Raw genomic sequence first — 20,403 nt, 5'->3', positions numbered from 1 at the left:
GATTCGGTACTATAGACCATCTTCTTTCCCCCCATTTTGGCGATGATGCCGCAAGCCCTTCAACGATGAACCGACTGCAAGGAGCACGCTATGCCCGATGTCGCCCCTTTTCGTCAGTATCAGCTCGAAACCGCTTACGATGAGTTGTTGCTTAGCCCAAACACGCCGCGACCGCACTATCGGCTACTCGCGGAACGCTTGCGCGAATTGCCGCCCGATGAGTTGGCTCGTCGCCAGCAAGCAGCCGATTTGGCGTTTCTCAATCAAGGCATTACGTTCACCGTTTATGGGCGCGATGAAGGCACCGAGCGAATTTTCCCCTACGATTTGCTGCCGCGCATTCTCACAGCCAAAGAATGGGATACGATTGAGCGTGGCTTGGCCCAACGGGTAACAGCATTAAATTTGTTTTTGCGCGATATTTATCATGAAGAAACGATTTTAAAGGCTGGCATTGTGCCGCGTGAATTGGTCTATAGCTGTCGTCATTTTTCGCGCCAAATGCGCGGCGTGAGCGTGCCACGCGATCGCTATATTTCGATTGTCGGCACCGATTTGATTCGCTTGCCAAGCGGCCAATTTGCTGTGCTCGAAGATAATTTGCGGGTTCCCAGCGGCGTTTCGTATATGCTGGCCAATCGTTTGGTGATGAAACGAGTTTTTCCGCAGTTGTTTGCTAGCTACGGCGTGCGCTCAATCGATCATTATGGCCAAGCGTTGTTGGCAACCTTGCGTTCGTTGGCTCCCCAAGGCCGCAGCGACCCAACGATTGTGTTGCTCACGCCAGGGGTTTTTAATTCGGCCTATTATGAACACACCTTTTTAGCTCGCCAAATGGGCGTGGAATTGGTCGAAGGCCGCGATTTGATCGTCCACGACAACGTGGTGTATATGCGCACCACTGCTGGCTTGCGCCGCGTCGATGTGATTTATCGGCGGGTCGATGATGAATTTATCGATCCCTTGGCTTTTCGCCATGATTCGATGTTGGGCGTTGCTGGCTTGCTGAATGCCTATCGCGCTGGCAATGTTGCGTTGGCCAATGCTTTGGGCACAGGCGTGGCCGACGATAAGGCAATTTATGCCTATGTGCCAGCGATGATCAAATTTTACCTTGATCAAGATCCGATTTTGCCCAACGTTGAAACCTTCTTGCTGAGCGATGATCGTCAACGCCAGCATGTGTTGCATAATTTAGATTCATTGGTGGTCAAGGCGGTCGGCGAATCGGGCGGCTATGATATGTTGATTGGGCCACATAGCACGCTTGAACAACGCGCTCAGTTTCGCGATCGAATTATTGCTAATCCCCGCAACTACATTGCCCAGCCAACGCTTGCGCTTTCCAAAGCTCCATGTTTTATCGATGGCCAACTCGAATCGCGCCATGTTGATTTACGGCCCTACATTTTGTTTGGCGATCAAATTAGCATCGTGCCCGGTGGCCTCACGCGGGTGGCCTTGCGCCGTGGCTCGCTGGTCGTCAATTCATCGCAAGGCGGCGGCAGCAAAGATACATGGGTGCTTTATTAGAAGGATGAGGGATGAATTATGAGGGATGAAGCACGAAAGTCAGAAGTCAGAAATCAAAAGGATGAAATGAGAGCATAGAACATAGAGCATAGAACATACAACAGAGAGATCGGGGGTCGGGCTACGGGTTTTGGGCTGGCACGAACCTAATCCCAATCATCTGTGCCAATCTGTGGCGAAAAAATTTAACCTTCGCGCTCTTCGTGTTCTTCGCGGTTCCGTTCTTCGTGCTCTTTGTGCTCTTCGTGGATCATCATTAAAAAACTGGGGGCTTCGCATGTTATCGCGAGTTGCTGATAGTCTATATTGGATTGGCCGCTACCTTGAGCGAACTGAGCATACTGCTCGCTTGCTTGATGTGAATTTAGCCTTGATGCTCGACCAAACGCCAGCCGCCGCCGAACGCCGCTGGGAGCGCATGCAAACCTACTTGGCTTGGCAATATGACGGCCTTCCCCAAACCTATGCCTTGGTGCAAGCACTCACCTTTGATGTCACTAATTCTGGCTCGTTGGTTAGTTGCATTGGCGCTGCTCGTGAGAATGCTCGCCAAGTGCGCGAACAAATTAGCTCGGAAATGTGGGAGCAACTCAATCGGGTCTATTTGCAAGTCAAACGCACCACAATGGAGCAACTTTGGCACGAGCCGCACGAATTTTTACATAATGTCTTGAAAGAGGGCATTCATCTCTTTCAGGGCATTACCACCGCAACTTTGAGCCATGGCGAATGTTGGCATTGGCTGCGTTTGGGCCAGTTTATTGAGCGGGCCAATGCTACAGCAATTTTGCTTGATGTGCATTTTGCCGAGCCACGCGGCGCTGCCGATGCCCAAGCCAATTATTTAGATTGGGTTGGCCTATTAAAGTCCTGTACAGCGTTCGAGGCCTATTGTAATGTATACACTGCTGATATTCGGCCAGAACGAATTGCTGAGTTTTTATTGTTGAACGCCGAATCGCCGCGTTCGGTGCGCTTTGCCGCCGATCAAATTGCCGTTTCGATTCAAGCGATTGCCGCCAATACCCTTGGGCGGCGGGGCGATCGGGTCAAGCGCTTAGCCGGACGCTTACAAGCCAACCTTGATTATGGCCAAGTCGATGAGATTATGGCCGATGGCTTGAGCGGCTATTTGACTAGCATTCAACAACAATGCCAACAAATTCATACCAACGTCTATCAGACCTTTATTAGTTATCCGGTTGAGACAGCATTGGTTTAAGGATGATCATGACAGCAGCACAACAGCGCATGCTAGCGGCATTAAAGGGCTTATCGGTTGGTGAAGCCTATGGCCAACAGCTTTGGCAACAGGTCCAAACCGGCCTTGCCGTCGCCGAGCAACCAAGCCTTTTGCCAGCACCATGGCTGTGGACAGACGCAACCCTGATGGCTTGTTCATTGGTTGATCAATTATGGCATTATGGCACGGTGCATAGCGCGGCCTTGGCTGCCGATTTTGCTCTGCGCTACACGCCAATTCGCGATTATGGCACCGCCATGCATCATTTATTGGCCAAACCACGTGATGGCGCAGCCGTGATGAGCGATGCCCAAAATTTGTTTGATGGCCAAGGCTCGTTTGGGGTTGGCGCGGCCATGCGGGCAGCTCCGTTGGGGCTGTTTTTTGCCGAAGCGCCGCTGAGCCACGTTGCCCAACAAGCCCAACTTTCGGCCCTCACCACCCATACCAATCCCGAGGCCGTGGCTGGTGCGGTGGCCGTCGCGGTGGCTGGGGCAATTCTCTGGCGCGAGCGTGATCAGCCGTTGCGCCAGCCCTCGGCAATCTTGAATGAAATTGGGCAATATTTGCCGAGCAGCAGCCTTGAACATCGCGTGGCTTTAGCCGCAGCCATGAACGATCGGCAAATGTGGCATCATATTGCCTTGCGTTTGAGCAATGGCTACCAGCATAGCGCCCAAGCGATTGTGCCATGGTGTTTGTGGTGTGCCGTGCATTATCGTGATGATTATGCAGCAGCGATCGAGCAAGTGTGTGCTGCTGGCGGCAACTTTACCTCAATGGCCGCAATTGTTGGCGGGCTTTTGGCCGGAACTTTAGGCCGCGATTGTATTCCGCCGCCTTGGTTGCGCGCTCGCGAACCCTTGCCCCACTGGTTTTTGGCCAGCCTTGGAATTGAAACCGATTGATTGCTTGAATTTTGGCAGGTGCTATGTACTACACCATTCGCCACGTGACCCGCTTTCGCTATAGCAACCCAATTAGCGAAAGCATGATGGAAGTTCGCAAACAGCCACGCACCGAGGGCGACCAACGTTGCCTTTCGTTTGACATAACCACCAAGCCCAAATCGAAAGTTTTAGTTTATCTCGATTCGCAGGGCAATACGGTGCATCATTTTGATATTCCCCGTGCCCACACCCAGCTAGAAATTGTGACCCAAGCCTATGTGGAAAATCACGTTCAAGCGCCTGCCGCCGATCTCACGCTTGATCTCAGCACATGGCAAACGCTCGAAGATCGTGCCTTGAATGGCTACGATTGGGATTATCTCAACCCAAGCCAATTTGTGCGTTCAACCGATTTGCTCCAAGCCTTCGCAAGCCAAATTGGCCTTAACAAACAGCACGATCCGCTTTCCGTAGCGCGGCGCATTACCCAATCAATCTATGATGAATTTGAGTATGTTCCACAGAGTACGCGTGCTGATTCACCGATTGACGAAGCATTGGCGACGCGACGCGGCGTTTGCCAAGATTACACCCACATTATGCTCAGCCTTTTGCGTTCGCTGCAAATTCCGGCGCGCTACGTCAGCGGTTATCTGTTTCATCGCACCGATGATAGCGTGCGTTCGGCGGCTGATGCTTCGCATGCTTGGGTTGAGGCGTGGTTGCCAAGCCTTGGCTGGGTCGGCTTTGACCCAACCAACAATGTTGTGGTGGGCGATCGCCATCTTCGGGTGGCAATTGGCCGCGATTACGCCGATGTGCCGCCGACCCATGGCATTTTCAAGGGCGAAACCCAAAGCACGCTCGAAGTGGCGGTGCAAGTGCGCTTGGCCGACGAGCCACTGCAGGCCGATCAACCATCGCAGCTTGCAGGCTGGTCGGTCGTTGAGGGTGGCGATGTGGCGGCGGCAATTCAGCAAATGCAGCAGCAACAATAAATTTAATTCAAAAAAGCATGGGTGATTTTTGCCCATGCTTTTTGATTTTGTTAAAATGTATCCATAAGCTCAGAAAAATGAATAATATAATCAATGTATAAGCCTGCGAGATATGGAGCACTATTCATCAATGCTTGCCGTTCACTCAATGTAGGCCGTGATCCATGGGCATTATTATTTCTTTCTTGGCGCAGTAAATTCACGGCCCCAAGATCGGTAATAAGATTTTGGTTTTTGGCATAATCTACCATTTCAACCAGTTTCCATTTTTTTGAGTCTTTACCCAAATTTTGGCTTAGGTTTAGCTTTCCATTACTGTGTCCTTTAATTAAGCAATTTTTTATTACTACTTCAAATTCGCGTCCTAATTGAAATAATGCTATATCTACGTTAGCTTCATTTAAATTAATTAATGCATGATTGATATTATCTCTTAATTGAGAATCCTGAATCCGATTAATTTGAGAAAAGGTAATTGAATTTGTATCTTTTAATCGGCAAACTTTCGTACCTGTCTCTGGGATACTTATTGTTTCAACAGATGCCATTTGACGAATATAAAGATACATGGTCTTATCATGGAAGTTATAAGGAGCCGAAGTTAACTGCTTGATAAGTTGAAATAATGGCATCTGTTTATTGAGTGACTGTTCAAGTAACGCATGAACTGCCTGCTGAACATTTTCACGAATAGTCTTTTTCTTACGATTTATCGACCGCTTGGTGTTTATTTCCGCTTTATAGTTTGGTTGAAACATTGCAAAGCGTGTAGTAGTTTTTGGTCTCTGATATGTTCGTAAGGCTGGATTTCCTAAAAGTAGCCCACGTGCTTGACGTGAGGTTATTCCAGCAGCGTTCATAAGAGCTTCCCGAATAATCCGTAGTTCTAAGTTATGGGTTTTATGTTGTTTGAAAACCCCAGCAATAAAATCGGCAATTCCTTCACGATCCCAAATATGGGCATTTTCTGTCTCCTTCCATGTGGTCAGTCCCCAATAATTAAGATTGGTTTTACGGAAGATATGAGGGTTATTGGCAAGATAGATATCAATTGATCCTCGACTAGCAGGTCTTCGTTGCTGAACATAATCAAATATCTCTTGATCAGTAGCTGGTTTGTTATGGGTATGTAAAAATTTTTCCATTAATTCGAGAATGCTAGTTGTGTCAATATGATTCCATTCTTTTAATGCCCATTGGCCTGTTTTTCCAATTGGCATAAATCGAGCATCATTGACGAGTTGATTGACAAAATTTTGCTCTTGAAGCTTTTTATGTCCATGAGCTATAAGTGTGCTATTAATTGTTCTTGTCATTGATACAAATGATAATGGCTTATTTGCTTCATTTAATAATCGATAGGCTTGATTTCCTCGGCTTTTTAAATATTCAAATTTTCCCCAAAACAGGCCATCATCACGTTGTTCAATCGTACTACATAATTTTATAAATTGATGAAGCTGTGGTAAGTTGAGCTTTTTAGATTTCGGTAATTTTTGATTGATTTTCAAAAGTATATCAAATTCATCCATCGCTACGGCAACTTCTTTAGTTAATAGGGTATCCAAAGATGTTACAACTTTTTGAATAACATCCTGCATATCCATTGAAATATGCTGCCATACGGAAAGTAAATCATCATCAATGAAATAAATAGGATTCATCTCTGCTAGATTAAGTAGTAAATAAATTACAGGATGATTTACATTAACATAAGGCAAGATGGATTTGATTTTATTAAATAAATCAGATTCAAGTAATATTTTATTATCTTGAATATCAAATATACTTATAATTGATTTTATGGTTGAGATGATATTTTGATGAATTATATATGATGATTGAATATATTCATTTTTTATCAATGATATTCTTAACTTTCTCAAGCACTTAAGTTCAATTTGACGAACTCTTTCGCGTGTAATGCCAAAAACTGATCCTAATTCTTCAAGTGTAAGTTTACTTGTTTTCCCCAATCCAAATCTACGTTGGATAATCCGCCAATAACGCTCATCATTGAAATCACTTAGTATGAATTGAACAGTTTCTTCAATGAACTCTAGAACTTTTAAATCAAATTCTTTAACGTTGTATTTTTGAGGAATGATAATAATATTCTGTTTTTTGTAATAAATATTCCAATCAATTTGATTTTTATTATCTATTGAATTTATAAGATTTGATAGAGAATTTTCAACCTCTTCAATAATTGATCTATTTGAGTTTTTTATGTAAATTATGTTTTTATTTTTATCGCTATATAAGTCGCTAATTAATGAAATATTAGTATTAACAAGGAAATCATAAGTTTTTTTTGATAGATGTAAATTATAAATTGATACATCTAGTATGATTTCAGGTATAGGTGATTTATCTGATAATATAATATCTTCTTTTACTATGACCGGATCTACGTTTTGTAATTTCCAGTAATCCTCCCAATTAATGGTATTTTTGTCAGTCATAGATTTAATAAGATTTTTAAGGGTATCAACAATTATTGGAATAGACGATACACCTATTCCCGAAATACTTAAGAGATCCTCTAAAAATGGATTAAGATCTCCAAGATTCCAGATATTTGCTCGTAATAACGCATGTTTTGTCCTATTTGGTAGTTGTAATTGTTGAATGGTAATAGAGTGGAGCTGATCAGGAATTGTTATAGTCATATAGGTTTTCCTCTATGGAGATCTAAACTGCAATGTTTACATTTACTTCTCAACTGTAAATAGCTGCATCCCCATGATAATCGATTTGCAGCATTTAACCAATGGGTTTGGCTAATTCCTCAGCAAATGCCCAGGCTGGCAAGGGTTCTCGCGCTGCACGCCATGCGGCGGGTATGCCTTCAATCCCAACATAACTAGCCACAATTCCCCCAACGATCGCGCAGGTTGTATCGCAATCGCCTAAGCCTTCCAATGTCAACCAAATTGCTTGCTCAAAATTATTTAAATGTTGGGCGGCACACCACAAGGCAAATGGCACAGTATCATGGGCCGAAATCTTGCTGCCATTGCCCAAGCGGGCGGCCACTGTGGCAATTGGGGTTGTTGCATCAAACTGAATCGCCGCCGCAAGACCTTCGGCTACTTGGCTTGCTGGAACCCAAGGCTGAATTAATTGTAGAAATGTGCTTGGGCTAGGAATCGTGGTTTCGCGCGTTTGGCATGCCAACGCAGCAGCAATCGCTACGGCAATCGCACCAGCAATCGCCTCAGGATGGGCATGGGTAATTTCGGCAGAAGCCGCTGCTTGCTGGGCAACGTGTGCCAAATCAGCAGCCCAAAACGCGCCAATTGGCGCAACTCGCATCGCTCCACCATTACCAAACGAGCCTTGGCCTTGATGTAAACTTGGGGCTTCCTCACGCCAATCTTTGCCGCGCTGAATGCGGCCCAAAATCGCTCTGGTAGCTGGGCCATAGCCGCGCGAACGTTCATAGTGCAGGGCAAAACTTTGGGCCAACAAATCTTGGTCGATGCTTGCAGTTTGGCGCAGCACTGAAAAAACCGAAGCCGCCATTTGGGTGTCATCAGTCCAATGCCATGGGCCTTGGGGAACTTGGCGCAAACGCACGCGCGCAGGCACTGTCGAATGGGCAAATTCAAAAAAACCACCCAACGCATCGCCTATGGATAAACCTTCGAGGGCAATTCGGGCACGATCTAGTGCGCTATCAGTATTCATTCAAGCAACCTCAACTCGATAATTTGTTTTATTTTAAAGCAGGTACGGCAATTAAAAGCAGCCGTTTGGGCTGTTGTGGCTGTGACTGCTAATGTCACACGCGCTTGGTATGCTAGGCTTGCGCTTGAAGTAAGAGTTGATACAGTATTAAGCGAGTGTTTCATAGCGCAAAGGAGGCTTGATGATTCCATCATCGCTTAACCCACCCCAAGTTTTCCAAAAATCCGCGAAGCGCGATGTCAAGGAAGTGCCGTTTGTCGAGCTAGCCGATGGTCGGCTGCAAGGCGTTATTTCCAGCGGCTCGGATATTCAGCGGGTCTATGTGGCCTATTTCGAGGCTCGCAGCCTCAACTTTTACTGTAGCACCAACAACAATCGCCCGTGTGGTGGCTTGCGTGGCAGCCCATGCAATCATCTGATCAGTTTGCTCGGCGAAGGCATCAAGCAATTTGGCATCCCTGGCATTTTGAAATATCTGCAATCTGCCCACGATCCGACTACCATCACCACGATTGGCGATTTGCTTAAGATCGCTGGCCATATTACTCACCAAGCCCATGGCGCTATTTTCAGCCGTTTTCTTGGCTCACTCCAATTGCTTGAACTTCCGCTCAGCGCATTGCCATTGCCGGAGATGGATTGGTTTGCAGGGGGCGCGTGATGCTTGCAGCTGAATTTCATGCCAGCAATCAATTAATTCAAGCAATCGATCAGCTGTTGCTGGCTGGCTTTACCAATCTCAATCATACCCATCAAACTACCTTACAACGCTTGGCCCAAGTCTATCGTGGCACACCGCTCGAAGCAGCAATGCTCAGCGTAGCGACCGATTTGAGCAATGGCGTGTTTCAGCCAGCCTCATTTGGCTTGCTTGCGGTTGCGCGGGCGGCGCTCCAAACAGCGCAATATGATCAACTTGCGCTGCAATTGCGGGCGCAACTTGGCCGCCCAACGATTGATCAGCCGCTGCCAACCACCGCAGCGCTTGCATCGACCCCGCCATTGTTGAGCAGTGTCCAGCATTGGCTGATGGATTTGGCGGTGATGGGCTTTGCTCGGCTTGAGCCAGCAATGATCAACGCCTTTACGCCAACCCTCGCCCAAATTCAAGCCAACCCAGAATATTTGCGCACTGCCGCCCTTTTGGCAGGCTGGATGCACGAACTGGTGCTTCAGCCAGAGCAATTGCCGCTGTTTCGCTGGGCCGATTTATGGACGCGGGCCATGCTTTCGACCCTCAGCATTAGCGCAACTCCGCCAATGCAAAGCGTCAGTGGCACGCTCTATCCTTTGGGCTTTGAATGGCGGCAGCATGCTACGCTGGTCAGTTGGGTGCTCTACGCAGTGCTTGAGGCTGAAGCAGCGCCGCAATTGGCCACGATCACGCAATCGGCCTATAAAGTCGCAGCAATTCAGGACGATCAACTGTGGTTGCTCTTTCCCGAGGCCAATTTGTTGTTCGAAAGTCTGAGCACTGGCAAGGCTTTGGTTTTGACTAATCAGCAACTGCTGGCTGCTGGCCAGCTGATCTGGGATGCTGCGGCGGCGACATTGGGCGATAAATATGATTTGCTGGCAGTTGCCGAGCGTCATTTTGGCCTGAATGCCAAGCAACCACTTGCCCAAACTCAACTTGCGCCTGAACAACGCCACCCAATCCATTTGGCCGAGCCAATTGTGCTGAGCAACTATCAATTGGCGCAAAGTGGCGAAGGTTCTAGTTTGAGCGTTGGCGAACAGCGTTTCAAGCTCGATCTGGCGGCAATCAGCGGCAGCGAAATCGACGTTGACGTGCTCGAATCTGCGCAACGCCTGTTTGGTTTGCTGCGCTTCGATGCTGGCGAATGGTTTGTGCGGCCATTGGCAACCAGCCTCAAAAAAGGCAAGCCTTTGTTTATTGGGCTTGAAAACGGCAAAGTCTTCAAGAAAGCGCCCAAAAATAACGCTGTTGGCATTCTCAAAGAACGCGCCAGCCGTTTGCTCAGGGAGAAATCATGAACGAATCCGAGCTATTAAATCGTCGCCAAGTGCTCTATTGGCGTATGCTCAGCACCATGTTTGGCTACGACCAACAAGCAGAAAATCTTGAGGGCATGAGCCAGCAAATTGCCAGCGATTTGGAGTTGCCTGAGTCGATTTTGCACCCAACGCTTTCGCTTGAGCAGCTTTTTCAACGCTATCCTGAGCTTGAGCCAGAGTTCAACCTGACCGAGCTTGATGATCGCCAAGATGAAACGACCTTGCGCCGATCGTTGATTATTTCGAAATTAATGCTGAATGTCTTTGGGCCGCAAACCCAAAAGCGCTCGATTAGTGCTGCTGAGTTTGCCCAATGGCTTAAGGATGTTGCGCATCTTGAGCGCTGTTTGGGCCTTCAGCCCGGAGCGTTGCGCCAAAGCCAACCAAACCAAGCTGGTTCAATGCCTGGCGGTTTGCAAGGTGGCAAAGGCATTGGCTCAGGCTTCGATTTTTCCGAAGAAGATTTGCGCCAAGTTATCCAAGGCTTGGAAAAAGATTTGATCAAGCGCATGGCTTTGCGCGAAGTGCTGCAAGATAATCGGCTTGCCGCCCAAATTACGCCATCAATGGCGGTGGTCGAGCAATTGCTGCGCGATAAAAGCCATCTTTCGGGCAATGCCTTGCATAATGCCAAACGTTTGATCAAGCAATATGTCGATGAATTGGCCGACGTGTTGCGCTTGCAAGTGATGCAGGCAGTTTCGGCCAAAATCGATCGTTCGGTTCCGCCAAAGCGGGTGTTTCGCAACCTCGATTTGAAACGCACAATTTGGCGCAATCTGACCAATTGGAATCCCAATGAAGGCCGCTTGTATGTCGATCGGCTGTATTATCGCCAAACCGCCAAAAAACGCACCCCAATGCGCATGATCGTCGTCGTCGATCAATCTGGCTCGATGGTCGATGCGATGGTGCAATGTACGATTTTGGCCTCAATTTTTGCTGGTTTGCCGCATGTTGATATGCATTTGATTGCCTTCGATACCCGTATGCTCGACCTTACGCCGTGGGTGCACGACCCGTTTGAGGTATTGTTGCGCACTCAGCTTGGCGGCGGCACAAGCATCAACGAAGCTTTGCAATTTGCCAGCGAGAAAATTCTAGAGCCACGCAAAACCGCAGTGGTTTTGATTACCGATTTTTATGAGGGCGGCTCGCAGCAAGTGCTGTTGGATTCAATCAAAGCCATAATCGAATCGGGTGTGCATTTTATTCCGGTTGGTGCAGTCACCAGTTCTGGCTATTTCAGCGTCAACGATTGGTTCCGCACCAAGCTCAAAGAAATGGGTCGCCCGATTTTTGCTGGCAGTCCCAAAAAACTGATCGAACAAATTAAGCATTTTATTACGCTTTAGTAAGGAGTTTTGCTCATGTCAGATACATTATTGCGCTTGCCTGCCGAACTCAAATATGCCGACGAATTGCGTTATTTGGCCGAACGCGATACTGGCCAACGCCCGGCGCGCTGGTTGCTTTCGCCGCAAATGGTGCGCACCTTCGTCTTGGGCAGCACGCCCGGCCAAAAACTCGATCGCGAGATTGCCCAAAAATGGTATGGCGACCCCAGCATTGCCGAACGGGCGATTGTCACGCTGGCCTCAGATCGTGGCTTGCTGCTGATTGGCGACCCAGGCACTGGCAAAAGCTGGTTGGCTGAATTGCTGGCGGCGGCAGTCAGCGGCAATTCAACCTATGTGGTACAAGGCACGGCGGGCACAACCGAAGATCAAATTAAATATTCGTGGAATATTGCCATGGTGATTGCCGCTGGCCAATCGCGCGAGTCGATGATTGCCTCGCCAATTATGACCAGCATGCAGCTTGGGGCGATGGGCCGCTTTGAAGAATTGACCCGCTGTACTAGCGACGTGCAAGATGCGCTAATTTCGATTTTGAGCGAAAAATACATTTCGATTCCTGAGCTGCGCGAGCAAAATGTGGTCTTTGCCCAACAAGGCTTCAACATTATCGCCACTGCCAACAGCCGCGACCGTGGGGTCAACGATCTGTCATCGGCGCTCAAACGGCGCTTCAATTTTGTGCATATTCCGGTGGTTACCAACAAAAAACAAGAGCGCGAAATTATTCTATTCCGCACCGCCGAAGTGCTGGAACGCCAACAAGTGCGCATTGATGTATCGCCAACCTTGCTCGATGTGCTGTTGCAAACCTTCGCCGATTTGCGCGAAGCCAGCGCCAGTGCTAGCTCCGACGATGCCAAACTCGAATCGGCACTCTCGACCGCTGAACAAATTGGCGTGCTCGAAGATGCTGTACTCTATTCAACCTACTTTGGCGAGCAACGTCTAACGCCTGAAATTCTTGGCCGTTCGTTGGTTGGCACGCTGATTCGTCGCCGCCCAGAAGATATTTCGGTGATGAACAAATTCTGGCATAGCGTGGTGGCCAAGCACAGCGAAAAACATCAAGGCGAATGGCGCGATTTCATGGCTGGCGGTCAGGATGCAATGAAGGTCATCGAGGGGTAACCCAATGCTTGATTCACTTACCCAGCAATTAAATGCCACGGCGGCGGCCTTTACCGAGGATGCAGCCGCCTTGCAAAGCTTGCTTCAGCGCATGGCCCACGATGTTGAGCGCGCCGAACACGAAACGCTTGATCTTTTTCCTGTGGCGCATCACTCGCCTGCTTCGGCCTTGCAACTGGTGCGGCGTTTGCACCAAAAGCAGCCCAAGGTGATTTACATCGAGCTTTGCGAGGATATGCTCGAATTGATTGGCCATTTGCGCGATTGTAAATTGCCAGTGGCATTTCAGGCCTTTGCTGCTGAAAGCGAGTTGGTGCCAGCAGAGGCGCTGCCAATTAGCGTGATTGCGCCCTTGACTGAATCGTCTGCCGAATATCAGGCGATTGCCTATGCCTTGACCCACCCCGAAACGCAGTTGGTTTTTGTTGATCGTCCAGTTGATTACGTGTTTCAATGGCAACCAGTGCCGATTATCAACGAAGACGAAACTGACGACGATGATGAGGCCGCTCAGCTTCATGGCAAATCAATTGGCGTGACGATTGGCACACTTGAGCCAACCTTCGACGACTTTTTGCATTATTTGCTGCAAAACTCCAACTCGCGCCATTTTACCGAATGGTGGGAGCAATATGTCGAGCGGGTGATTTTGCACGCCGATTATTCGACCTATCGCCAAGTGATGACCTTGGTTGGCAGCCTGATTCACCAACTTGGCCGCAAACCGCAGGATGTGATCAACGATCGGCTGCGTGAACGCTATATGTGGACGCGGATCAAGCAACATTTGGCTGAGCATGCGATCGATCCTGCTGATGCGTTGTATATCTGTGGGGCAGCGCACTTGGCTAGCGATGTGGCTGAATTTGGCACCAACAATGCTGAGCAATGGGCCGACATGCCCGCTAAAAGCGCTACCCAATGGCTATTTGGCCTGATTCCATCAAGCTTCGTGGCGATTGAACAGCAATTCAATCATCCACCAGGCACGATTGCCTTGGCCGAATCGACATGGCGCAAAAGCCTCAAAGCTGGCCAAGTTAAGTCATTTCAGCTGGGCAAAGATCAAAAAGCTGCCAAGCCAAGCCGCGCCAAAGCACCAGTTGCCGCAAACGAACCCCACAATCCGCAGGCGTTGGCCAACTTTTTGCAGCAGCCGCCCGAAGTTGCCGAAGCCGACCATGAGCAATTGCTCGATTGGTGTGCTCGCATCGTGGCCTTGGCGCGTGAAAATGGCTATTTAGCCAGCACCGCCGATTCGATTGCAATTTACGAAACCTCGTATTTGTTGGCCAATATTCGCAATCGCTATCAGCCTTCGCCCTACGATTTTCAAGATGCGGCGATTACCTGTTTGGAAAAAGATCGTACGCCACGCAAACGCAATATTAGCCAATTGTGCCGCGTGTTGTTGGGCGGCGATCGGGTTGGCACGGTTGGTTATGAATCGTTGCCGCCGTTGGCCAAAAATATCTATGACCGCTTGGCTCCGTTGAATATCAACCTGTATGCCAAAACCAACCAACGCGCCTTGATGGATTTTAGCCAACGCCCCGATTTGCTTGATAGCTCAGAATTATTGTGGCGCTTGAATTATTTGTTGGGCAATTATGTAGTTCAGCCAATCATTGGCGAGCGCAAACTTGGCAGCAAACCAGTGCAAGAATCGTGGGAGATTCGGATTGGCAAATATCAACGCGATGTGATTCAGCTTGGCTACGAAGGCATTACGCTGGAGCAAGTGCTTGAGCAGCGTATGCGCCAACGCGCTTTTGGCGATGATGCGACCGCAGCCAAAGCCCTGCACACCGCCGAAGCCAGCCTAATGTATTTGCGTAGCCCACGCTTCACCGAAGAATTGGGTTTTCACAGCCGTGCCTTGCTCATCCAAGAAACTGGGGTGCAAGATGCGCCGGATATTTTCGACCGCGCTCGCCATTTGGTGCAATATTATCGCACCACGCCGCAGGGCTTGGCGGTTTGGCTCGAATCGTTTGTGGCAACAGGCTACAGCCATTACGCCTCGTTGCTGCCGCAGGCCATCGCCGATCGTGGCACAACGCCAGAAGCGGTTGCTGGCATGTTGGGCTTTATCTTTTCGCTCGAAAGTTTGGCCTTATCGGTTGGCTGCCAGCGCAGCGAATTGCTGATTAGCGTTGACTTGGCTGGCAAGGGCGAGGTTGCCCCCGATAAGCTTGGCTTGTTGTGGGTCGCCGAGTGGCTGCTCAATCGGCGCAGTATTCAATCAATGCGCGAGTTTTTCGCGCATCTCACCGAAGATTCGCTTAGTTTGCAAGGGCTGCCGGCTTACCTGAATGGCTTTATTTTGGCCTTGAAATTCGCTCCACGGATTGCCTTGTTTGTGGTTGAGTTGTTGAGCCATATTTTCCGCGTCGTGCCCGATTCGGTGCTGATTCCATGGTTGCCTGGCTTTATTCTGCAATTGCGGCGCAACGCAACGATTTTGGAGCCGTTGATCAAAGAAGCTGCCTTGGTCTTTCCGCCAAATGTGGCTGGGCTTGGCAACTGGCAACCAAATTGGATGCACGATCAACAACGCTTGCCAGAAGGTGAAGTGACGATCAGCGACGAACTCAGCCCTGACGATCAATTGGCCCATGAGCTATTGTTAGCCCATCCTGCTGGCATGCAGGCGCTGGCTGCGTTGCTCAAGCTTGGGTGATGGTGGGGATTGGTTGTTGGGGATTGGGGATTGGTTAAGTATTAACCGCGAAGGGGAATTTCGAAGAAAAATAACAATCCCCAAAACGAATATTAGGGGGTGCAGGGGGATGAAAGCCCCCTGCGTTTCCCGCTGGCGGGACGGAAGGGTGGAAAAGCAAGGAGTTCATGTGATGAACCAGTACAGATAGCCCATAGCCAAAAGCCCATAGCCCATAGCCTCTGCTTTGAGCGCTATAATAGCTGCAACCGTTGGTTTTATTAATCTTTGGGAGTTGCAACGATGCCACCCTTTAATCAGCCAGCACCACAGCTCAACAATCAATATACAAGCGATCGCCTGCTGCAATTGTATCTGCGCCGCCGTTTGCCCGCCAATGTTTTAGCCCAAATCAGCCCTGTGCTGCACGAAATGGGCGATTTAGCAGCCAATGAATTGTATCAATTGCAATTGGCTGATCGTTTGAATGAGCCTGAATTGACCCAGTGGAATGCCTGGGGCGAACGTATCGATCAGATTGAATTGACTCCGCTCTGGCAACGCGCCGAGCAGATCGCTGCCCAGTATGGTTTGATCGCAACAGGCTACGAGCAAACATTCCACGAATATTCGCGTACCTGCCAATTTGCCTTGGCCTATCTCTTCCACCCTTCGAGTGATGTTTATAGCTGCCCCTTGGCCATGACCGATGGTGCAGCTCGCACCTTGCTTCAATCGGGCAATCAGGCCTTGATTGAACGCGCCATTCCCCATTTGACCAGCCGCGACCCCAAGCAATTTTGGACTAGCGGCCAGTGGATGACTGAATCGACTGGTGGCTCGGATGTTGGGCTTTCGGAAACGATTGCCCGTCAGGATAGCGATGGCACATGGCGCTTGTATGGCCGCAAGTGGTTTAGCTCGGCCACAACCTCGCAAATGGCCTTGACCTTGGCACGGCCTGAGGGCAATCCCGCTGGCGGGCGTGGTTTGGCCTTGTTTTATGTCGAAACTCGCGACCAACATGGGCGGCTCAATCAGATCGAAGTCAATCGGCTCAAGGATAAATTGGGAACCCGCAAAGTGCCGACGGCTGAGCTGAATCTGCTTGGCACGCCTGCAATTCCGGTTGTTGGCTTGCAGGATGGCGTGCGTTCGATTGTGCCAATGTTGCAAATTACCCGCACTTGGAACAGCGTTTCTGCGGTCGGTTTTATGCGCCGCGGCATGGCGCTAGCCCAAGATTACGCCCAAAAACGCTTTGCTTTTGGCTCGCTGCTCAATCAAAAACCGCTGCATATCGATACCTTGGCTGGCTTGCAGGCCGAATATGCTGGCGCGTTCCTGCTGACTTTCTATTTAATCGAATTGCTGGGCTTGGATGAAGTTGGCCGTAGCACACCCCAACAACGTCAATTATTAAGATTATTAACCTCAATTACCAAATTAACCACTGCCCGCCAAGCAGTCCAGCATACCAGCGAAATTGTTGAGAGTTTTGGTGGCGCTGGCTATGTTGAAGATACTGGCTTGCCAAGCCTCGTGCGCGATGCGCAGGTGCTGTCGATTTGGGAAGGCACGACGAATGTTTTGGCGCTCGATAGTTTGCGCGCCATCAGCGAAGATCCAGGCATTTGGCCAAGTTTGCGTGAGCAAGTCAACCTGTGGCTGAGCAATGTCCATGATCCGAGCCTGAGCCAAGCGATTGACGTGGCCCAAACTGCGCTCGATCATTGTGAGCAATGGCTGGCTGAGAGCACGCTTGATCGGGCTGCTGCTGAAATGGGTGCACGCCGTTGGGCATTGACCGTTGGCCGAGCGTTCGAATTGGCATTATTAATTGAGCATGCCCAAGCAGCCTTGAGCGAGCACGCTGATCGTTGGTTGATGGCGGCAGCGCGGCGGTTTAGTTGCAGCCAAATCAATTTTATTATGGCGATTGATGCTAACGATAATCAACTATTGCTGAGTTAATTTTTTAACAATTACATTGCTAGTAAATCCCAACATTTAATTAAAGCTAAATTAATAAATTACATAGAAGTACTATGGAAAACAGCTTAGGCCTAGTACCGTTGTCTGTTTGCGTGCATGAATAGGCTAGGGTATAGTAGGGCAACTTGTTATTCCTCCGACGATGCAATAATTAATAGCTTAGCCGATTAAGCCAAAAAGGGTTTTTTCATGAAAGCATTACTAGCGTGGTTAGCTCAGGTTGATCATCCGCTTGAAGATGTGCGGCGACGTGGCCAAATTATCATCAGCGTGATGTGTGCAATTTTTGTGATTGCGGTGATTGCCCTGCCTTCATTAATCTTCAATCCCAAGCCATTAACCTCAGGTGCGGCTTTAGGCTTAGGTATTATCTTGACCCTGGTCGTCGTTCCATTGGCGCGGCGCGGCAAAGTGGCGTTTGCTGGTTGGATTGTGGTGATCGCAACGGCCTTCATCGTCTCGATTCCCATGATGTTGCGTGGTGAAAGTGGCTATACCTTGGCCTATTTGCTGATTCCGGTCTTGATTGCTGGGGTTGTGCTGCGGCCATGGCAAATTCTGGCTGTTTTGGCTGGCATCTGGGCGATGATCGCCGTTTTGGAATTGAGTTTTCCTACGACGCAGCAAGTAGCTACAACTGGCGGCGTATTAACCCACGCCCTCCTCATGACGTTTATCGGCGCAATTATTAGCTTTGTGAACAGCAGAATTACGGTCGGGGCGTTTGATGCTGTTTCGGCAGGCCAACGCACCATCGAGCAAAATGCTCGTCAATTGGCCGAACTTAATGCCTCGCTCGAAAAACAGGTCCATGAGCGCACTGCTGACCTTGAAACGGCGCTGGTAAAGTTGCAAGAACGCGCTAGCACCCAAGAACGACTGCTTGATGAGATTGAGCAGCAACGCGAAGTGATTCGCGAAATGAGCGTGCCGGTATTGCCAGTGGCGGCCAAAGTGTTGGTGATGCCACTGGTTGGGGCGCTTGATAGTGAACGGCTTAGCCGCCTGCAAGAGAATGCCTTACAAGCGGTGCAGCGTCAATCGATCAAACATTTGGTGCTAGATATTACCGGGGTTGTGGTGGTCGATAGCCAAGTTGCCCAAGGTTTTATTAGCGTCGTGCGGGCGGTACGCTTGCTCGGTGCAGAAACCATGCTGGTTGGCGTGCGCCCAGAAGTTGCCCAAGCCATGGTTTCGTTGGGGCTAGAATTGGATACAATCAGCACCTCGGCGACCTTGCAAGAAGGCCTGCAACGGATTCATAGCTACAATTAAGCGTCGTTTGTTGGCTCAAATGGTTCGTCCCAACGGTTGGCATAGGCCAAGGCTGCGGTGCGTTTGCGCTGCGATGAGGTCCAATCGATCGTTGGGCGATCGGCTGCTTGGGGAATGTAGCCCAAACGATACAGCACCATCAAACTGTGTTCCTCGGGAATCTGCAACAACTTGGTGATTTTCTCCCACTGACCTTCAACTTCCATCGGAGTCGAAATAAACTGCATGCCAATGCCAAGTGATGTGGCGGTTAGCCAAATCGTTTGCATCACTGCGCCCAACGAAAGCAACGAGTACATGCCGGAAAGATCGTCGGGCTTGTATTCGCTTTTATCCAGTGTAATGCCCAAAATCAAGGGCGAGCCAGCCACCAACTTGCGGGCATCCTTGCCAAGCACTTTGGGCACTTGAAATTTGGCCATCAACTCGCCGCCACGCTCGGTAAAAATATATTTGGCAAACGGTTTAAGCACTGCTGGCAGATTGTCGATCAAAATGCCATCGCCTCGTTGATCGACTTCCTTTTTGGAGAAGCGAAAATATTTGCGATAGCGTTGCCAGAAGCGGCCACCAGCCATTAATTTCTGCATCGATTCGCCAGCAATATCGGCGAGTTGCATGCGTGTCGCCTGATCTTGGATGACGACAAAGCGCCATGGCTGCGAATTGAAGTGCGAAGGTGCACAGGCTGCCATCTCCAAAATAGTCCGCACATGGGCTGGGTCGAGCGGGCGATCTTCAAATGGGCCATTGGTGGTGCGGCGCGAACGAATCGCATCGAGCAAATCCATAGATGGACATCCTTGTCTACACGGGCGGCCACGGAATTGAGCGCTGCCCATACGAAGCGGGGAATTTGGCATTGCTGATCAGGCGGCTGAGCCGTTGGCGCATGGCTTTGATTTCACGGGGATAGAGCATGGCGTTGAGTGCTTCGGTCAGGCTGCTATCTGGCTCCAAATCTTGGGCTAATTGCTTGAGGTCGGCTAAATCCTCGGCAGGAATATCCTCGCCCACCCAATCCCAAATCACCGTGCGCAACTTATATTCATCGTGAAAGCAGATGCCATGATCAATCGCCCAAATCCGCTGATCATCATCGACGAGCACATGGCCACCCTTGCGATCGGCGTTGTTGATCACAATATCGAATAAAGCCATGCGTTGAAAATCGCGTTCGTGGCCTTCTTTCAAGGTAAAAAAATGCTGCTCGTAATCGGCGTGAATCAGCAATTGCACCGAGCCAACGCCGTGGGGGCCTTGGCGGGTAACGGTTGGCGGCACCAAATGCCAGCCCAAGGCATGGCTAATCATAAAGGCCGCTGCCTCGCGTTTGTACAACGTGCCCTGCGGGAAATCCCAGAGCGGGTTCTCGCCACGTTGGGGTTTATAGACCGCCCCTAGCACCAGCTCGCTTGGGTCATCGGCATGGACTTCAACTAAAAAGGTATAGTTACTGCTCCATGGCAATAAGCCCTGCAATTCGATCCGGCCATCGCGCAGCACTTGCAAGATCGTTGCCAGCTCAAGCGCTAGCGGTTGCTCTGATTCGTTATCGCTCATGGGCTACCTCTGTATTGGGCAAATGGGGGTCGGGGGTCAGGGG

At 49.5% G+C, this 20,403-nt stretch carries 15 protein-coding genes; 11 read left to right on the top strand and 4 right to left on the bottom strand.

The window, feature by feature from the left end; translation table 11 throughout:
* The first annotated feature begins 90 nt into the window (after nucleotides 1-90).
* The 4 genes from C5S61_RS16070 (at nucleotide 91) to C5S61_RS16055 (ending at nucleotide 4,664) form a co-directional block, all read left to right on the top strand.
* Nucleotides 91-1,533 carry a circularly permuted type 2 ATP-grasp protein gene (locus C5S61_RS16070; RefSeq protein ID WP_110516400.1) on the top strand — a complete coding sequence of 481 codons (1,443 nt, stop codon included), beginning with the start codon at nucleotides 91-93 and terminating at the stop codon, nucleotides 1,531-1,533.
* Between the two features lie 277 nt (nucleotides 1,534-1,810).
* On the top strand, nucleotides 1,811-2,755 hold the full coding sequence (locus C5S61_RS16065; protein WP_110516398.1) for an alpha-E domain-containing protein: 945 nt from the start codon (nucleotides 1,811-1,813) through the stop codon (nucleotides 2,753-2,755).
* An 8-nt stretch (nucleotides 2,756-2,763) separates the two neighbouring features.
* Nucleotides 2,764-3,684, top strand: a complete 921-nt coding sequence (locus C5S61_RS16060) for an ADP-ribosylglycohydrolase family protein (protein ID WP_164689548.1) — start codon at nucleotides 2,764-2,766, stop codon at nucleotides 3,682-3,684.
* 23 nt (nucleotides 3,685-3,707) lie between these two features.
* Nucleotides 3,708-4,664 carry a transglutaminase family protein gene (locus tag C5S61_RS16055; protein WP_110516394.1) on the top strand — a complete coding sequence of 319 codons (957 nt, stop codon included), beginning with the start codon at nucleotides 3,708-3,710 and terminating at the stop codon, nucleotides 4,662-4,664.
* Nucleotides 4,665-4,714: 50 nt separating this feature from the next.
* Here the strand turns inward: C5S61_RS16055 and C5S61_RS27500 are convergent, their stop codons facing one another.
* The gene (locus tag C5S61_RS27500) at nucleotides 4,715-7,336 is read right to left on the bottom strand and encodes a sigma factor-like helix-turn-helix DNA-binding protein (RefSeq protein WP_110516392.1); all 2,622 of its coding nucleotides are present in this window, start codon (nucleotides 7,334-7,336) and stop codon (nucleotides 4,715-4,717) included.
* A 94-nt stretch (nucleotides 7,337-7,430) separates the two neighbouring features.
* Nucleotides 7,431-8,357 (bottom strand): ADP-ribosylglycohydrolase family protein, encoded by a 927-nt coding sequence (locus C5S61_RS16045; protein ID WP_110516390.1) that lies wholly within the window; start codon nucleotides 8,355-8,357, stop codon nucleotides 7,431-7,433.
* A gap of 181 nt (nucleotides 8,358-8,538) precedes the next feature.
* On the opposite strand from C5S61_RS16045, the gene C5S61_RS16040 reads away from it, so the two are divergent.
* The 7 genes from C5S61_RS16040 (at nucleotide 8,539) to C5S61_RS16010 (ending at nucleotide 18,797) form a co-directional block, all read left to right on the top strand.
* Nucleotides 8,539-9,018 (top strand): hypothetical protein, encoded by a 480-nt coding sequence (locus C5S61_RS16040; protein ID WP_110516388.1) that lies wholly within the window; start codon nucleotides 8,539-8,541, stop codon nucleotides 9,016-9,018.
* The gene (locus C5S61_RS16035; RefSeq protein WP_110516386.1) at nucleotides 9,018-10,355 is read left to right on the top strand and encodes a hypothetical protein; all 1,338 of its coding nucleotides are present in this window, start codon (nucleotides 9,018-9,020) and stop codon (nucleotides 10,353-10,355) included. Before C5S61_RS16040 ends, C5S61_RS16035 begins: the two co-directional genes overlap by 1 nt.
* Nucleotides 10,352-11,731, top strand: a complete 1,380-nt coding sequence (locus C5S61_RS16030) for a VWA domain-containing protein (RefSeq protein ID WP_110516385.1) — start codon at nucleotides 10,352-10,354, stop codon at nucleotides 11,729-11,731. The genes C5S61_RS16035 and C5S61_RS16030 overlap by 4 nt, the downstream gene beginning before the upstream one ends.
* Before the next feature lie 15 nt (nucleotides 11,732-11,746).
* The gene (locus C5S61_RS16025) at nucleotides 11,747-12,865 is read left to right on the top strand and encodes an ATP-binding protein (protein WP_110516383.1); all 1,119 of its coding nucleotides are present in this window, start codon (nucleotides 11,747-11,749) and stop codon (nucleotides 12,863-12,865) included.
* 4 nt (nucleotides 12,866-12,869) lie between these two features.
* Entirely contained in the window at nucleotides 12,870-15,548 is a 2,679-nt protein-coding gene (locus tag C5S61_RS16020) for a DUF5682 family protein (RefSeq protein ID WP_110516381.1), read from the top strand.
* Between the two features lie 282 nt (nucleotides 15,549-15,830).
* The gene (locus C5S61_RS16015) at nucleotides 15,831-17,501 is read left to right on the top strand and encodes an acyl-CoA dehydrogenase family protein (protein WP_110516379.1); all 1,671 of its coding nucleotides are present in this window, start codon (nucleotides 15,831-15,833) and stop codon (nucleotides 17,499-17,501) included.
* Nucleotides 17,502-17,711: 210 nt separating this feature from the next.
* On the top strand, nucleotides 17,712-18,797 hold the full coding sequence (locus C5S61_RS16010) for an STAS domain-containing protein (protein ID WP_110516377.1): 1,086 nt from the start codon (nucleotides 17,712-17,714) through the stop codon (nucleotides 18,795-18,797).
* On the opposite strand, the gene C5S61_RS16005 is transcribed toward C5S61_RS16010, so the two are convergent.
* Both C5S61_RS16005 and C5S61_RS16000 read right to left on the bottom strand, forming a co-directional pair.
* Entirely contained in the window at nucleotides 18,794-19,588 is a 795-nt protein-coding gene (locus tag C5S61_RS16005) for a nitroreductase family protein (RefSeq protein WP_110516375.1), read from the bottom strand. The two genes, C5S61_RS16010 and C5S61_RS16005, sit on opposite strands and share 4 nt — an antisense overlap.
* 16 nt (nucleotides 19,589-19,604) lie before the next feature.
* Entirely contained in the window at nucleotides 19,605-20,360 is a 756-nt protein-coding gene (locus tag C5S61_RS16000; protein ID WP_110516373.1) for an SCO1664 family protein, read from the bottom strand.
* Nucleotides 20,361-20,403 lie beyond the last annotated feature (43 nt).

The organism is Herpetosiphon llansteffanensis (assembly GCF_003205875.1).
Classification (GTDB): Bacteria; Chloroflexota; Chloroflexia; order Chloroflexales; family Herpetosiphonaceae; genus Herpetosiphon; species Herpetosiphon llansteffanensis.
This window is presented reverse-complemented; position numbering and strand designations above follow the sequence as displayed.

What these genes read in the sequence shown, in the direction of transcription:
- C5S61_RS16070 (WP_110516400.1), top strand. Translation starts at nt 91, where the DNA reads ATGCCCGATGTCGCCCCTTTTCGTCAGTATCAGCTCGAAACCGCTTAC.
- C5S61_RS16065 (WP_110516398.1), top strand. Translation starts at nt 1,811, where the DNA reads ATGTTATCGCGAGTTGCTGATAGTCTATATTGGATTGGCCGCTACCTT.
- C5S61_RS16060 (WP_164689548.1), top strand. Translation starts at nt 2,764, where the DNA reads ATGACAGCAGCACAACAGCGCATGCTAGCGGCATTAAAGGGCTTATCG.
- C5S61_RS16055 (WP_110516394.1), top strand. Translation starts at nt 3,708, where the DNA reads ATGTACTACACCATTCGCCACGTGACCCGCTTTCGCTATAGCAACCCA.
- C5S61_RS27500 (WP_110516392.1), bottom strand. Translation starts at nt 7,336, where the DNA reads ATGACTATAACAATTCCTGATCAGCTCCACTCTATTACCATTCAACAA.
- C5S61_RS16045 (WP_110516390.1), bottom strand. Translation starts at nt 8,357, where the DNA reads ATGAATACTGATAGCGCACTAGATCGTGCCCGAATTGCCCTCGAAGGT.
- C5S61_RS16040 (WP_110516388.1), top strand. Translation starts at nt 8,539, where the DNA reads ATGATTCCATCATCGCTTAACCCACCCCAAGTTTTCCAAAAATCCGCG.
- C5S61_RS16035 (WP_110516386.1), top strand. Translation starts at nt 9,018, where the DNA reads ATGCTTGCAGCTGAATTTCATGCCAGCAATCAATTAATTCAAGCAATC.
- C5S61_RS16030 (WP_110516385.1), top strand. Translation starts at nt 10,352, where the DNA reads ATGAACGAATCCGAGCTATTAAATCGTCGCCAAGTGCTCTATTGGCGT.
- C5S61_RS16025 (WP_110516383.1), top strand. Translation starts at nt 11,747, where the DNA reads ATGTCAGATACATTATTGCGCTTGCCTGCCGAACTCAAATATGCCGAC.
- C5S61_RS16020 (WP_110516381.1), top strand. Translation starts at nt 12,870, where the DNA reads ATGCTTGATTCACTTACCCAGCAATTAAATGCCACGGCGGCGGCCTTT.
- C5S61_RS16015 (WP_110516379.1), top strand. Translation starts at nt 15,831, where the DNA reads ATGCCACCCTTTAATCAGCCAGCACCACAGCTCAACAATCAATATACA.
- C5S61_RS16010 (WP_110516377.1), top strand. Translation starts at nt 17,712, where the DNA reads ATGAAAGCATTACTAGCGTGGTTAGCTCAGGTTGATCATCCGCTTGAA.
- C5S61_RS16005 (WP_110516375.1), bottom strand. Translation starts at nt 19,588, where the DNA reads ATGGATTTGCTCGATGCGATTCGTTCGCGCCGCACCACCAATGGCCCA.
- C5S61_RS16000 (WP_110516373.1), bottom strand. Translation starts at nt 20,360, where the DNA reads ATGAGCGATAACGAATCAGAGCAACCGCTAGCGCTTGAGCTGGCAACG.